The sequence below is a fragment of the Streptomyces krungchingensis genome (genome assembly GCF_054729265.1).
In genome coordinates this window covers 728,558-741,758 of the sequence record NZ_JBPUKY010000001.1, presented here as the reverse complement: position 1 = coordinate 741,758, position 13,201 = coordinate 728,558, and the positions used below count along the sequence as shown (strand labels likewise).

Sequence of the window (13,201 nt, the reverse complement as noted above, 5' to 3'; positions counted from 1 at the left end):
GGAAGGACCCAATTCATCCGTTGCCGCGAGCAGTTCGGATTGGCCCGGAGGAAACATTCATCCGATCGGGGAGTCCACCAATCCGCTTGCGGCCCCGGACCGGATTCCCCACGTGAGGGACGAGAAGAAGACACGCAGCCGACACCGGCGGACAAGGACGGCGCTGGGCGCACTGAGTGGCGCACTGGCCGGCTTCGCCTCGCTGGGTGTCGCCGAATTGGTCTCGGCCGCGGTGCGTCCCCAGGCGTCCCCCGTCGTCGCTGTCGGCGGTGCGGCCATCGACCGCACACCCGCTGCCGTCAAGGACTGGGCCGTCCGCCACTTCGGCACCGGCGACAAAGTCGTCCTCCAGGCCGGCATTCTCGCGATCCTGGCACTGTTCGCCCTGACACTGGGCGTTCTCGCCGTGCATCGCCGGCGCACCGGCGCCGCCGGCGTACTGGTCTTCGGCGGGGTCGGTGCGGTCGCGGCGACCGGCCGTCCGGACTCGACCGGTCTAGGCGACGCCCTTCCGTCACTCACCGGCGCGGCCGCCGGCGCCCTGCTCCTGTACCTGCTCGCCGGCCGTCTCGGGCGGGCGGACCGGGCCACCGACGACGTCGGCCGTACCGGTGCCGCCGGCTCACCGGCCGGAGGCGAGCCCTCGGGTGAGGACTGGGACCGCCGCGGCTTCGTCGTCGCCGCGACCGCTGCCGCCGCCGCGTCCACCGGCGCGGGTGTCCTCGGACGCACCCTGAACGGACGGCGTGGCCGCGATGCCGTGGCGTCCCGGCAGCGGGTGGTCCTTCCCGCCCCCGGATCCCCGGCCTCGGCGGTGCCCAAGGGCTCCCAGGTACGCGTGGCGGGCGTGAGCCCCTTCGTGACGCCGAACCGGGACTTCTACCGGGTGGACACCGCGCTGGTGGTGCCGAAGGTGGACGCGCGGGCCTGGCGGCTCCGCATCCACGGCCGCGGCGTACGACGGCCCGTCACGCTCTCCTTCGAGGACCTGCTGCGCCGTGAACTGGTTGAGCGGCACATCACGTTGACCTGTGTGTCCAACGAGGTCGGCGGACCGTACGTGGGCAACGCCCGCTGGACCGGGGTGCGTCTGGCCGGCCTGCTGGCGGAGTGCGGGGTGCGGGCACCGTCCGACGGCGGTCCCGCGGACCAGTTGGTGGCCCGTTCCGTGGACGGCATGACGATCGGCAGCCCCGTCGAGGACGTGATGGACGGCCGGGACGCCCTGCTCGCTCTCGGCATGAACGGCGAGCCACTGCCCTTCGAACACGGCTTCCCCGTCCGGATGGTGGTGCCCGGCCTGTACGGCTACGTGTCGGCGTGCAAGTGGATCGAGGACATCGAGCTCACCACGTTCGACGCGTACGACCCGTACTGGGTCCGGCGCGACTGGGCGCGGCAGGCGCCGGTCAAGACGCAGTCGCGCATCGACACACCGAAGCCGTTCGCCCGGCCCGAGGCGGGCACGGTGATGGTCGCCGGGGTCGCCTGGGCACAGCACCGCGGCATCGCCGAGGTCGAGGTCCGCGTCGACGACGGGCCCTGGCAGACCGCCACGCTAGCGGCCGAGGACTCCCGCGACACGTGGCGGCAGTGGTCGTTCGCCTGGACGGCCACCAAGGGCGGCCACACCCTCACGGTGCGCGCCACCGACCGCACCGGTGCGGTGCAGACCGACGAGCGCACCCGCACCGCTCCCGACGGCGCCAGTGGATGGCACTCCACGGTGGTGACCGTCGAATGACCCACCCATGACCCTTTTCCGCACGGTTCGAGCGGCAGTCGCCGCGTCCATCAACAGGAGAGATCTGATGAACACCCGTATCCGTCGTACCGTTGTCACCCTGGCCGCAGCCGCTGTGCTGCCTCTGGCCCTTTCCGCCTGTTCCGACAACGACAGCGACTCCGCCAAGTCGGACTCCGCCGCCAAGTCCTCCGCGCCCGCCTCGGACGACGGCATGTCCGACGCCGCGAGCAGCCCCGCGGCGATGAACGAGCCGTTCGGACCGGCGTGTTCGTCGGTGCCGAAGAGCGGTGCGGGATCCTTCGACGGAATGGCGAAGGATCCGGTGGCCACGGCGGCGTCCAACAACCCGGCACTGTCCACCCTCGTGTCCGCCGTGAAGAAGGCGGGTCTGGTCGACACGCTCAACAACGCGGAGAACATCACGGTGTTCGCACCGACGAACGACGCGTTCGCCAAGATCCCGAAGGCCACGCTCGACAAGGTCCTCGGCGACAAGGCTCAGTTGACGAAGATCCTCACCTACCACGTCGTCGGCCGGAAGCTGGCTCCGAAGGACCTGGAGAACGGCTCCTTCGACACGCTGGAGAAGTCCAAGCTCATGACGTCCGGCTCGGGAGAGTCCTACACGGTGAACGACTCCGCCAAGGTCGTCTGCGGCAACGTCAGGACGGCCAACGCCGATGTGTACATCATCGACACCGTCCTGATGCCCAAGAGCTGACGTGTGAGGGCCGACGCCGGCCCACAGCGGGGGACATGTGACGGGACGGGGCGGCCGGGACGAACCGGCCGCCCCACGACCGTCCTGAGCCGGGGCCTGCGACCGTCCTGCCGGCGCCGTGCTCACGACGTCGACGTCTGTCCGTATGGCCGGAGTCCGGGGCAGGGGCGCGGCGCGGGGCCGGGCGGGTTCCAGGAACGGAGCTTGTCCGGGTTGAGGGTGACCCACACCTGCACGACATGACGGCCGGTCACGTCGAGGCCGATGACCGCGGCCACCTGGTGGCCGTAGCGCACCACCAGTCCGCTCCTGCCGTTGACAGTGTGGTGGGCGCGTGTCCGGAGAGCAGTGTCAGCAGGGTGCGGGCGACCTGATCACTGCCGTGCACCGGCTCGACCAGGGCACGGATCTTGCCGCCGCCGTCGAAGAACGCCGTGACATCGCACGCCAGCAAGGACGCCAGACCGACCGCGTCCCGGGCCGCACACGCCTGCCGGACGGCACGGACGACGGCATCGTGCTGCTGCGGCGTCGTGGGCTCCAGGCGCCGCCTCCGAAGACTGCGGCGCGCGGGGCCGACCGGCTCGGCGGGCCCCGCCTCGGCCCGCCACACGATGCCCCTTCCGGCAGGGGCCTTCCCCGGGACGGGCAGTGCCAGCCGGGCCAGGCAGATGCCGCCGGCGACCTTGGTGAGCCAGGAGCCGGGCGCCGCGATCTGTGCCCGCACCGGACCGGACAGCTCGTACCACCGTCGATAGGTCTCGTCGACGACGCTGTCGAGCTCGCCGCCGCTGCCCAGCATCCCGCGGACGAGAGCCAGCAGGTCTCTCCGCTCGTCGAGCAGCTCCGTGATCGGCGTCGCCTCATCGGAATGCCGCATACGGCATCCCTCCCTTCGCGCAGCACCATGCGGCACAGCCGCGCGTCGATCGCCCCGGTGCGGTTCACGAGGGCCGGAGCGGGCCCGGCGCCTCGTCGGTGGGATGCGTCCTGGAGGACGGCCTCCCTGCTCCCTCAGTGCGTTCAACCATTCAGACCGGACAGCCACGCCGTTTGTGACATCGGCCGATCCCGAGTCGGGGCGCCCTCGGGCCGGTGACTGCCGGGCGAGGCGACAGTCCCGCTGCCGAGGCTCTTCCATCGAGATGTCACACATCGAGGAGGCGGCACGGGCGGCCCATCGACCGACCGACGAAGAGGGCGGGTGACTCCATGTCACCCGCCCTCTCGCATGGGTCATCGGACGGAGCCGACCCGCCGACTACTTCCGCTGCGCGAGCCAGTCGGTGAAGCGGGTCTCAGCGATGTGCGCGCCGGGGCCGGGGAGGAGGCTGTTCTCCTCGAGCTCGGAACCGAAGTACTCGGCGTGCGGATCCACGACCACGGTCCGGGGGTCGTTCCCGGCGGCGAGGCCCGTACGGATGAACTCGTCGAACGAGAACGCTTCGGGGCCGGCGATCTCCACCACACCGTCGAGGGGCGCGTCCATGGCCGCGCCGGCCACGGCGGCGGCCACGTCGTCGGAGTACATGGGCTGGATCTTCGCGTCGGGGACCCGCACCGTGTCGCCCTCGGTCGCCGAGTCGGCGATGCCCGTCACGAACTCGAAGAACTGCGTGGCGTGGACGATGGAGAACGGAATGCCCGACGCCTTGATGAGCTCCTCCTGCGCGACCTTGGCACGGAAGTAGCCGTTCTCCGGGAGCCGGTCGGTGCCGACGATGGAGAGCGCGACATGGTGGGTCACGCCGGCCTCCGCCTCCGCACGGAGGAGGTTGGTCGTCGAGGTGCGGAAGAACTCCATGACGGCGTCGTCCGCGAACGACGGGGAGTTCGACACGTCGACCACGGTCGAAGCATCCTTCAGGACTTCCGCCAGACCCTCACCCGTGAGGGTGTTGACGCCCGTGTTGGGAGCGGCGGGCACCGCCTCGTGTCCATGCTCCTTGAGCTTGGCGACCACCTTCGAGCCGATGAGTCCGGTTCCGCCGATGACTACGACCTTCATGACGAGGATCCTTTCGATGAGTCTTCATGTGTTGCGAGTGCGACATACGTGTCGCGTCACGCTCCGTGCGCGGGCGTGAGCAAGGGGGCAGGCCGGCGGCGCACTGCGCCGCATCCGGACCCGCGCGGGCTACTCGACGAGCTTTCCTCGGGTCGAGACCTCTTCCATCAGCGCGGAGATCTCGTCCGGGACGGCGGGGACGGGCTCGCGGGTGACGCCGGTCGCCGGGGACCACACGAGGTTGACCTGCATCGCCGGGTCCATGTCCGGGTAGTCGCTTCGATTGTGGCAGCCGCGGGTCTCACGACGCTCGACCGCTGCTTCCAGTGTGGCTCGCGCGGCCAGGGCCGCCGACTTGAGGTCGAAGGCATGGGCGAGGTCCTGATAGCCGGCGATGTCGGGATGGATTCCGACGTCCTGCATCCGCTTCTCGATCACCGCGAGCTCCGCCAGTCCGGCGCGCAGGCCTTCCTCGTCACGCACCACTCCGGCGTGCTCCGTCATGGTGTTGCGGATGGCGCGCTGCAGCGCACGCACGTTCTCCGGGCCGTCCGCGGCGAGCAGGTCGTCGATCTCCGCACGGGCCTCGGCCACCGCCGACGCCGACCGCGGCTGCGCGGTCAGCGACTCCGAGTAGGCGGCCGCCGCCTGTCCGGTGATCCGGCCGTAGACGAGCAGCTCGATGAGACTGTTGCCGCCGAGACGGTTGGCGCCGTGCAGCCCGCTCGCCGCCTCACCGATGGCGTACAGGCCGCGGACGTCGGTGCTGTGGTCCTCGGGCCGGACCCAGACGCCGCCCATCGAGTAGTGCGCCGTGGGGGCGATCTCGATCGGCTCCCGCGTGATGTCCAGCATCTGCAGGTCCAGGAGCGTCTGGTAGACGCGGGGGAGCCGCGTCATGATCGTCTGCCGCGGCAGGTGCGAGACGTCGAGCCACACTCCGCCGTTGGCCGTCCCCCGCCCTTCCTTGATCTCCGTGTAGGAGGCGAGGGCCACCCGGTCGCGGGTGGAGAGTTCCATGCGCTCGGGGTCGTAGCGGGTCATGTACCGCTCGCCGAGCGCGTTGCGCAGGATGCCGCCCTCACCGCGCGCCGCTTCGCTGACCAGGGTGCCCGCCGCGTTCTCCGGTTCGATGATGCCCGACGGGTGGAACTGCACCAGCTCGGGGTCGCGCAGCCGGGCCCCGGCCTCGACGGCCAGCCGGAACGAGTCGCCGGTGTTCTCGTCGCGTCGGGAGGAGGTGCGCCGCCAGATACGTGTGTGGCCTCCGGCCGCGAGGATGACGGCGTCCGCGTGGATGAGGTAGCGCGTCCCCTTGGCGAGGTCGAAGCCGTAGGCCCCGAACACGGCGCCGTCGTGGACCAGCAGCCGGGTGATGTAGACGCTGTCCAGCATCGGAATGTCGAGCTGGCTCGCGCGCCTGATGAGCGTCCGCTGGATCTCCAGTCCGGTGTAGTCACCGGCGAAAGCGGTGCGGCGGAACTTGTGCGCGCCGAAGAACCGCTGGGAGATACGGCCGTCCGTCTCCCGGGCGAACGCCATGCCGTAGCGCTCCAGGTCGTCGATGCCCAGGGCGGCGCCCCGGGTGACGATCTCGGCGGTACGGGGGTCGCCGAGCAGGTAGCTCTCCTTGAGGGTGTCCGCGGCGTGCTGCTGCCAGCTGTCCTCGGGGTCCATCGTGGCCAGCGCCGCGTTGATACCCCCGGCGGCGAGCGCCGTGTGGGCGTCCTCCTTGGGGCGCTTGCCGACGGCGAGGACGTCGACACCGGCCTCGGCCAGCTCGATCGCCGCCCGCAGGCCCGCTCCGCCGGTACCGATCACCAGCACCATGGTGGACATACGTTGTTCGGTGATAGCCACGATTACTCCGATCGACTTGGTCGTCATCGAGTACGACCGGGCGGCGGAGGTATTTGTGACAGCGGCGTCCGAGGTTTCCCGTTCCCGGGGCGAGGGGACGACCGGCGGTGTCGTCCCCTCGCCCCGGTACGGAAGGCCGGCCTCAGGGGAGAAGGCCGTCCAGGGGGACTCCGGGATCGGCGAGGCGGGCGTCGTCGACGTCGGCCCCGGACCGGATCAGGGAGCGGATCGGATCGATGACGTCCCACACATTGACGCTCATTCCCGCGAGCACACGGTTCCCGGACATCCAGAAGGCGATGAACTGCCGCTCGGCGGCCTCGCCGCGCAGGACGACACGGTCGTAGCCGCCGGGTGGCACGTAACCCGTGTACTCCATCCCGAGGTCGTACTGATCCGTGTAGAAGTACGGCAGCCGGTCGTAGACGGCGTCCTGGCCGAGCATGCCGAGCGCGGCCGTGCCGGGCTGGTTGAGGGCGTTGGCCCAGTGCTCGACGCGCAGGTGCAGTCCGAGCAGCGGGTGGTAGGCGTTGGCGACGTCGCCCGCGGCGTAGACGTCGGGCGCGGACGTCCGCAGATGCTCGTCGGTGACGATGCCGTTCCGCACCTCCAGGCCCGCCTCCTGGGCGAGCTGGACGTTGGGCGCGGCACCGATGCCGACGACCACGGCGTCCGCGGGCAGCCGGGTGCCGTCGGCGAGCAGTACGCCGTCCACTCGGCCGCCGCTCCCGGTGATGCTCTCGACCTGGGCGCGGGGGAGCAGGGTGACGCCGTGGTCCGTGTGCAGGCGGGCGAAGACCTCAGCCGCTTCACGCCCCAGCACCTTCAGCAGCGGCAGGTCCCCGTGTTCGAGCACCGTGACCTCCGCCCCCTCGGTCCGGGCGGCCGCGGCGGTCTCCAGGCCGATCCAGCCGCCGCCGATCACGACGATCCTGGCACCCGCGGTGAAGGCTTCCTTCAGCCGTTCGCTGTCTCCCACGCGCCGCAGATACAGGACGTTGTCGAGGTCCGCCCCGGGAACCGACAGCCGGCGCGGGGACGAACCGGTGGCCAGGAGCAGCTTGGCGTAGGGCACACGACGCCCGTCCCCCAGTTCCACCTCCTTCGCCCCGGCGTCGACGGCGCGCACGCTCGTACCCAGGAGCAGGTCGACCTCGTGCTGCGCGTACCAGTCCTCGGGGTGCACGAAGATCGAGTCGCGCTTCTCCTTGCCCAGCAGATAGCCCTTGGAAAGCGGCGGCCGGATGTACGGGCGCTCCTGCTCGTCGCCGATGACGAGGAGCGGGCCGTTGTGGCCGTGCTCCCGGAGTGCCTCCGCCGCCTTGCCCGCGGCCAGACCGCCTCCGACGATCACGAAGGTGTTCACAGGGGACGTCATGTTCCTCTTCTCGGATTCCGCATGCTGTGAGCCATGGTGGGAGGGGCACCCGCGTGACGGCGTGACGGCGCGCCCTGTGACAGGGGTCCGTTCATCCATTGGGGGACGGGCAGCGGTGCGAGACCGGTGGAACAGCGGTGACCGCGCCGAGCCCTGTGCCAGAGCGGCGCTCAGCCGTTCAGCGAGGCCATGTAGGGCGCGAGCTTGTCCGGGTTCAGCACCCACATGAGACGGTCGATCCCGTCCGCCGACACATCGATGGACAGCAGGGCCATGGGGTTCCCGCCGGACGTGACGAGAGCGGCCGGCCGGCCGTTGGCCTCGACCCACCGGACGTCCGCCTGGGGCCAGAAGCGCGGCGCGAAGGCAACGAGGTACTTGGAGACGTGCGGGCGTCCGACGACCGGAACCCTCGACGCGCCGCGCATTCCGTTGCCGTCGGCGTAACTGACGACATCGGCGGCGAGCACATCCTCCAGCTCCGTCAGATTGCCCGTCTGAGCCGCGGTGACGAACACCTCCAGCAGGCGTCGGTGGTCGGCCCGGCTGACCTGCTCCTTGCGCTCGGCGGCCAGGTGTTTGCGCGCACGGCTCACGAGCTGGCGGGTGTTCGCCTCGCTCGTGTCCAGCATGTCCGCGACCTGCTTGTAGGGATAGTCGAAGGCTTCCCGCAGGACGTAAGCGGCGCGTTCGACCGGGTTCAGCTTCTCGAGCAGCACGAGAACGGCCAGTTCGAGCGCCTCGGCCCGCTCCGCGCCCAGCTGCGGATCCTGACTGGTGTCGACCGGCTCGGGAAGCCACGGGCCGGTGTACGACTCGCGCCGCACCCGGGCGGACTGGGCATGGTTGATGGCCAGACGCGTGGTGACGGTCGTCAGGAAGGCCGCCGGTTCGTGGATGTCCGTGCGGTCGGCGTTCTGCCACCGCACCCACACTTCCTGAACGATGTCCTCGGCCTCCACGGAGCTGCCCAGCATGCGGTACGCGATACCGAAGAGCTGCGGGCGCGCCGCCAGGAAATCCTTCGTCGCCCGGTCGAGGGAGTCGGCGTCGTCCCCAGCGTGCATGGTCGTCCCTTCAGACCCCGAGATCACCATGCTACAAGTCGCCACAGCCGAGCGCCCACGGCACTGGATGGCCTGTGCAACGACCGCGAATGGCGGGCTGACGAGGTCACTCGTCGAGTGCCCGGGGTCCCTTGATTCCTCTGTTTCCTTGCGGCGGGCGCGTCCGGCCGCCGGCCCGCCGCATGGTCCGTGGGACCGGCCCACACCTGAAGTCCGCCTTCTCGTCGTGGGCCGGGGCGACGAGAAGACGGACCGTGGGTGTCCGGCCGGGCCGGAATCGCTCAGCCGAACTGTCCGGGACGGTAGCCGCCCGCCGGCTGCTGGTTGATCACGTTGATGCGGTTGTACGCGTTGATGACGGCGATCTGGGAGATGAGCGCGACGAGCTGGTCCTCGTCGTAGTACTTGGCGGCGTTGGCCCAGGCCTCGTCACTGACGCCGCCGGCCGCGTCCGCGACCCGGGTGCCCTGCTCGGCCAGCTCCAGCGCGGCGCGCTCGGCGTCGGTGAAGACCGTCGCCTCCCGCCAGGCGGCGATCAGGTTGAGCCGCACCGCGGTCTCCCCGGCGAGCGTGGCTTCCTTGGTGTGCATGTCGGTGCAGAAGCCACACCCGTTGATCTGGCTGGCGCGGATCTTCACCAGCTCCTGGGTGGCGGCCGGCAGCCCCGACTCCGACAGCACCTTGGCGGCCGAGTTGATGTGCTTCAGAACCTTCCCCGCGAGGGCATTGCCGAAGTAGTTGAGACGCGATTCCATGACGATCTCCTGGCTGAGTTGCAGTGACGCATTGCTGACCGGGCAACTCGGCTGAATGTGACAGGCAGACGGGTGTGACGTGCGTCTCCCACGTCGTGGCACCGTCGGCCCGCGCAGGGGAACGACCGATGCCGGGCCGGTCGTGGGTGATCCGGCGAGGTGCCTCGCCCCGCCCGGAGCCGGAAGCGGGTGTGCCCGCCTCCGGCTCCGCGGGTCGTGCCGGACGGCCCGGGCGGGGTCAGGAGTCCGCGCGGACCAGACGGATGACGTTCCAGGAGACCGGCGCGAGTTCGGCCTCCAGCACCCCGTCGGGGGTGACATGAGCACCGGTTGCCGGGCGCGGGACCACCCGGTTCGGCTCCGCCTCGGTGTTCACGGCGTCGTGGTCGTCGTCGGTGAGGACCAGATGCCGTTCCAGGCGGTAGGCGTCCGGGAGGCCCCGCAACGCCGCTTCCAGCCTCAACGGCCGGTCCTGCGCGCGGTTGACGGCGAGCACCGTGAGGGAACCGTCCGTCTCGTCGTGGGTGACGACGGCGTCCAGGGCGGTGACGTCCCCGTGCCGGTCCGTGTCGATCCGGGTGCCGTTGATCTCCGTACGCAGCACACGGCCCGTGGCGAAGCGGGCGGCCTGCGCGAACGGGTGGAAGATGGTCTGACGCCAGGAGGCCCCGCCCGGTTCGGTGCGGATCGGAGCGATGACGTTGACCAGTTGGGCCAGGCACGCGACGGCGACGCGGTCGGCGTGGCGGAGCAGCGTGATGAGCAACGAGCCCACGACCACGGCGTCCGTGACGCTGTAGGTGTCCTCGATCAGCCGCGGTGTCTCGGCGGTCTCCAGGTTCCGCTCCCCGGGGAAGCGGGCCGCGTACCAGACGTTCCACTCGTCGAAGGACAGGCGGATGCGCTTCTTGGCGTGACGCACCGCGCGTACGTGGTCCGCCGTGGACACGACGTCCGAGATGTAGCGGTCCATGTGCGCGCCCGACGCGAGGAAGCTGGCCCGGTCGCCGTCCAGTTCCTCGTAATAGGCGTGCAGGGAGAGGTAGTCGACCTCGTCGTACGTCTGCTCCAGGACCTCGCGCTCCCAGGTGCCGAAGGTGGGCATCGTCGAGTTCGAACTGCCGCAGGCGACCAGTTCGATGCTCGGATCCACCTGGCGCATGGCCTTGCCGGCCTCGGCGGCCAGGCGTCCGTACTCGGTCGCCGTCTTGTGCCCGGTCTGCCAGGGGCCGTCCATCTCGTTGCCCAGGCACCACAGCTTCACGCCGTGCGGATCGGCGACGCCGTGCTTGATCCGCAGGTCGGACCAGGCCGTCCCGCCGGGGTGGTTGCAGTACTCGACGAGGGCGCGGGCGGCGTCGATGCCACGGGTGCCGAGGTTGACGGCCATCATGGGCTCCAGGCCGAGGCCCTTGGCCCAGCCGAGGAACTCGTTCGTGCCGACCTGGTTCGTCTCGATCGAGCGCCAGGCGAGGTCCAGGCGTCGCGGCCGCTCGGCGAGCGGTCCGACACCGTCCTCCCAGTGGTACCCCGAGACGAAGTTGCCGCCGGGGTAGCGCACCAGACCGGTGCCGAGTTCCCGCACCAGGTCGGCCACGTCGCCGCGGAAGCCGGCCCCGTCCGCGGTGGGGTGCTCCGGGTCGTGGATGCCCGTGTACACACAGCGTCCCATGTGTTCCACGAACGACCCGTACAGACGCCGGTCGACATCGGCGATGGAGAACTCCGGGTCGATGATGAACCGGGCGGTGTGCATGGGGTGCCTTTCTTTCGGGTGTGCGGGGCGATGAACGGCTGGGGACCGGTGCGGTGCAGCGGTCACTTGAGTCCCGTGCCTTGGATGCCTTCGACGATGTGCCGCTGGAAGAGCGTGAACACGGCGATCAGCGGGATGGCGCCGAGCACGCAGGACGCCATGAGTTGTGCGTAGGGGACGCCGAACACGTCCTGGACGGAGGTGAGTCCGACGGGGAGCGTCATCATCTCCGGATCGGTCACGACCAGCAGGGGCCACAGGAAGTTGTTCCAGACACCGACGAAGACGAAGATCGACACCGCGGACACCACGGGCTTCGACACCGGCATCACGATCTGCCAGTAGGTGCGCAGGTATCCGGCACCGTCCGCGCGGGCGGCGTCGATGAGTTCGCGGGGAATGCCGTCGAAGAACTGCTTGAAGACGAACACGGCCACCACGTTGGGGACTTGGGGCAGGACCACGCCCCAGTAGGTGTTCAGGAGCCCCGCCTCCTGGAGCGTCAGGAACTGAGGGATCATCAGCACCTGTCCGGGGACCATGAGTCCGGCGAGGAGCAGCAGGTACATGGTGCGGCGTCCGCGGAACCTCGTCTGGGACAGGGCGAACGCGGCCAGTGAACCGGCGACGATGGTGAGGACGGTCGTCAGCGCGGACGTGATGAAGCTGTTGGCGTACCAGTAGGGCAGCTTGCCCTTGGCGAAGAGATCGCCGTACGCGCTCAGGGTGGGGTGGGCGGTGAACCAGCCCGTCGGGTCGGTGATGACCTCCTGGGCGGGCCGGACGGAGGTGGCCAGCGCCCAGAGCAGCGGGACGAGCCACAGCACGGCCAGGGCGATCACCACGCCCAGTTCGATGCGGTTGAAGAGCTTCTCGGAGTCACGGGTGCGGCCCGTGACGGCGGATGTGGCGGGCTGCTGTGTCGCCGCGGGCTGCTCGGTGAGTATCGCGGTCATATCACTGGTCCCTCTCGGCGCGGCGGACGAGGGCGAACCAGACCGCGGAGACGATCAGGATCACCACGAAGAGGAGCATGGACAGCGTGGACGCGTAGCCGACCCGGCCCTCGGTGAAGCCGGTGTCGTAGATGAGTTCCAGGGTCGGCTTCGTGGCACCGTCGGGCCCGCCGCCGGTCATCATGTAGATCTGGTCGAACACCTTCAGCGAGGCGATGACCTGAAGCACCGTCACCAGCACCGTGGTGCGGCCCAGCAGCGGGACGACGATGTGCCGGATGCGCTGCCAGGGTCCGGCACCGTCGATGGCCGAGGCCTCGTGCACCTCGCGCGGGATGTCCTGGAGGCCGGCGAGGTACAGCACGAAGTTGAAGCCGATCGTCCACCACACCGTCGCGGCTGCGATGGACACCATGGTCCAGTCCGGGTCGCCGAGCCAGGACGGGGGAGTGTCCACCCCGACGGCCTTGACCGCGTCCTGGGCGAGGCCGACCTGGTCCGCGTAGATGTACATGAACAGCAGGGACACCACGGCGGACGGGATCAGGAAGGGCGCGAAGAACGCGAACCGCAGGAACCACCGGCCGCGCACGAACCGGTCGACGAGGACCGCGAGGACGAGGCTGAGCAGCACCAGGGGAACCGTGGTCAGCACGGTGAACCAGAGGATGTGCTTGAGCGTGCGCCAGAACTCCGGATCGCTCAGCGCGTCCCCGTAGTTGGCGAACCCGACCCAGTGCCCCAGTCCGCCCTTGAGGAGGGAGGTGTCGAAGAAGCTCGCCACGAGCATGTAGAGGAGCGGGCCGACGAGGAAGAGGGCGTAGAGGACCGCGAAGGGGGCCATCATGGCGGGACCGGCCCAGCGGATCGTTCGTGTCGGTGGAGAGGCGGCGGAAGCTGACAGTGCGGTGGCAGCCACGGGCAGACCTTTCTTGCGAAGTCCAGGGGTGTCG

The 13,201-nt window shown here is 69.8% G+C and carries 11 protein-coding genes; 2 read left to right on the top strand and 9 right to left on the bottom strand.

Annotated elements, in window-relative coordinates:
- Window positions 1-112 precede the first annotated feature (112 nt).
- Window positions 113-1,744, top strand: coding sequence for a molybdopterin-dependent oxidoreductase (locus tag ACSYGO_RS03415; RefSeq protein ID WP_426680408.1), 1,632 nt, complete (start codon window positions 113-115; stop codon window positions 1,742-1,744).
- A gap of 67 nt (window positions 1,745-1,811) precedes the next feature.
- Complete coding sequence (locus ACSYGO_RS03410) at window positions 1,812-2,468, top strand: fasciclin domain-containing protein (protein WP_460385714.1); 657 nt, start codon at window positions 1,812-1,814, stop codon at window positions 2,466-2,468.
- Between the two features lie 250 nt (window positions 2,469-2,718).
- On the opposite strand, the gene ACSYGO_RS03405 is transcribed toward ACSYGO_RS03410, so the two are convergent.
- The 9 genes from ACSYGO_RS03405 to ACSYGO_RS03365 form a co-directional block, all read right to left on the bottom strand.
- A complete protein-coding gene (locus ACSYGO_RS03405; protein ID WP_460385713.1) occupies window positions 2,719-3,348 on the bottom strand; it encodes a sigma-70 family RNA polymerase sigma factor family protein in 630 nt (209 codons plus the stop codon).
- A 381-nt stretch (window positions 3,349-3,729) separates the two neighbouring features.
- Window positions 3,730-4,476: an SDR family oxidoreductase gene (locus tag ACSYGO_RS03400; protein ID WP_426680405.1), complete on the bottom strand. Its 747-nt coding sequence runs from the start codon at window positions 4,474-4,476 to the stop codon at window positions 3,730-3,732.
- Window positions 4,477-4,605: 129 nt separating this feature from the next.
- Entirely contained in the window at window positions 4,606-6,306 is a 1,701-nt protein-coding gene (locus ACSYGO_RS03395; protein WP_426680515.1) for an FAD-binding protein, read from the bottom strand.
- A gap of 172 nt (window positions 6,307-6,478) precedes the next feature.
- Window positions 6,479-7,714, bottom strand: coding sequence for an NAD(P)/FAD-dependent oxidoreductase (locus ACSYGO_RS03390; RefSeq protein ID WP_460385712.1), 1,236 nt, complete (start codon window positions 7,712-7,714; stop codon window positions 6,479-6,481).
- A gap of 170 nt (window positions 7,715-7,884) precedes the next feature.
- Window positions 7,885-8,781 (bottom strand): RNA polymerase sigma-70 factor, encoded by an 897-nt coding sequence (locus tag ACSYGO_RS03385; protein WP_426680403.1) that lies wholly within the window; start codon window positions 8,779-8,781, stop codon window positions 7,885-7,887.
- A 281-nt stretch (window positions 8,782-9,062) separates the two neighbouring features.
- Entirely contained in the window at window positions 9,063-9,536 is a 474-nt protein-coding gene (locus ACSYGO_RS03380) for a carboxymuconolactone decarboxylase family protein (protein WP_432174331.1), read from the bottom strand.
- Between the two features lie 238 nt (window positions 9,537-9,774).
- Window positions 9,775-11,292, bottom strand: a complete 1,518-nt coding sequence (gene arfA, locus ACSYGO_RS03375; protein WP_432187983.1) for an arabinosylfuranosidase ArfA — start codon at window positions 11,290-11,292, stop codon at window positions 9,775-9,777.
- Window positions 11,293-11,354: 62 nt separating this feature from the next.
- Complete coding sequence (locus ACSYGO_RS03370) at window positions 11,355-12,248, bottom strand: carbohydrate ABC transporter permease (protein WP_460385711.1); 894 nt, start codon at window positions 12,246-12,248, stop codon at window positions 11,355-11,357.
- Between the two features lies 1 nt (window position 12,249).
- Entirely contained in the window at window positions 12,250-13,167 is a 918-nt protein-coding gene (locus tag ACSYGO_RS03365) for a carbohydrate ABC transporter permease (RefSeq protein ID WP_426680399.1), read from the bottom strand.
- Window positions 13,168-13,201: the final 34 nt, after the last annotated feature.

Bases quoted from the DNA above. Each gene is read 5' to 3' on its own strand.
- ACSYGO_RS03390 (WP_460385712.1), bottom strand. From the start codon at position 7,714: ATGACGTCCCCTGTGAACACCTTCGTGATCGTCGGAGGCGGTCTGGCC.
- ACSYGO_RS03370 (WP_460385711.1), bottom strand. From the start codon at position 12,248: ATGACCGCGATACTCACCGAGCAGCCCGCGGCGACACAGCAGCCCGCC.
- ACSYGO_RS03395 (WP_426680515.1), bottom strand. From the start codon at position 6,306: ATGGTGCTGGTGATCGGTACCGGCGGAGCGGGCCTGCGGGCGGCGATC.
- arfA (WP_432187983.1), bottom strand. From the start codon at position 11,292: ATGCACACCGCCCGGTTCATCATCGACCCGGAGTTCTCCATCGCCGAT.
- ACSYGO_RS03405 (WP_460385713.1), bottom strand. From the start codon at position 3,348: ATGCGGCATTCCGATGAGGCGACGCCGATCACGGAGCTGCTCGACGAG.
- ACSYGO_RS03400 (WP_426680405.1), bottom strand. From the start codon at position 4,476: ATGAAGGTCGTAGTCATCGGCGGAACCGGACTCATCGGCTCGAAGGTG.
- ACSYGO_RS03410 (WP_460385714.1), top strand. From the start codon at position 1,812: ATGAACACCCGTATCCGTCGTACCGTTGTCACCCTGGCCGCAGCCGCT.
- ACSYGO_RS03385 (WP_426680403.1), bottom strand. From the start codon at position 8,781: ATGCACGCTGGGGACGACGCCGACTCCCTCGACCGGGCGACGAAGGAT.
- ACSYGO_RS03380 (WP_432174331.1), bottom strand. From the start codon at position 9,536: ATGGAATCGCGTCTCAACTACTTCGGCAATGCCCTCGCGGGGAAGGTT.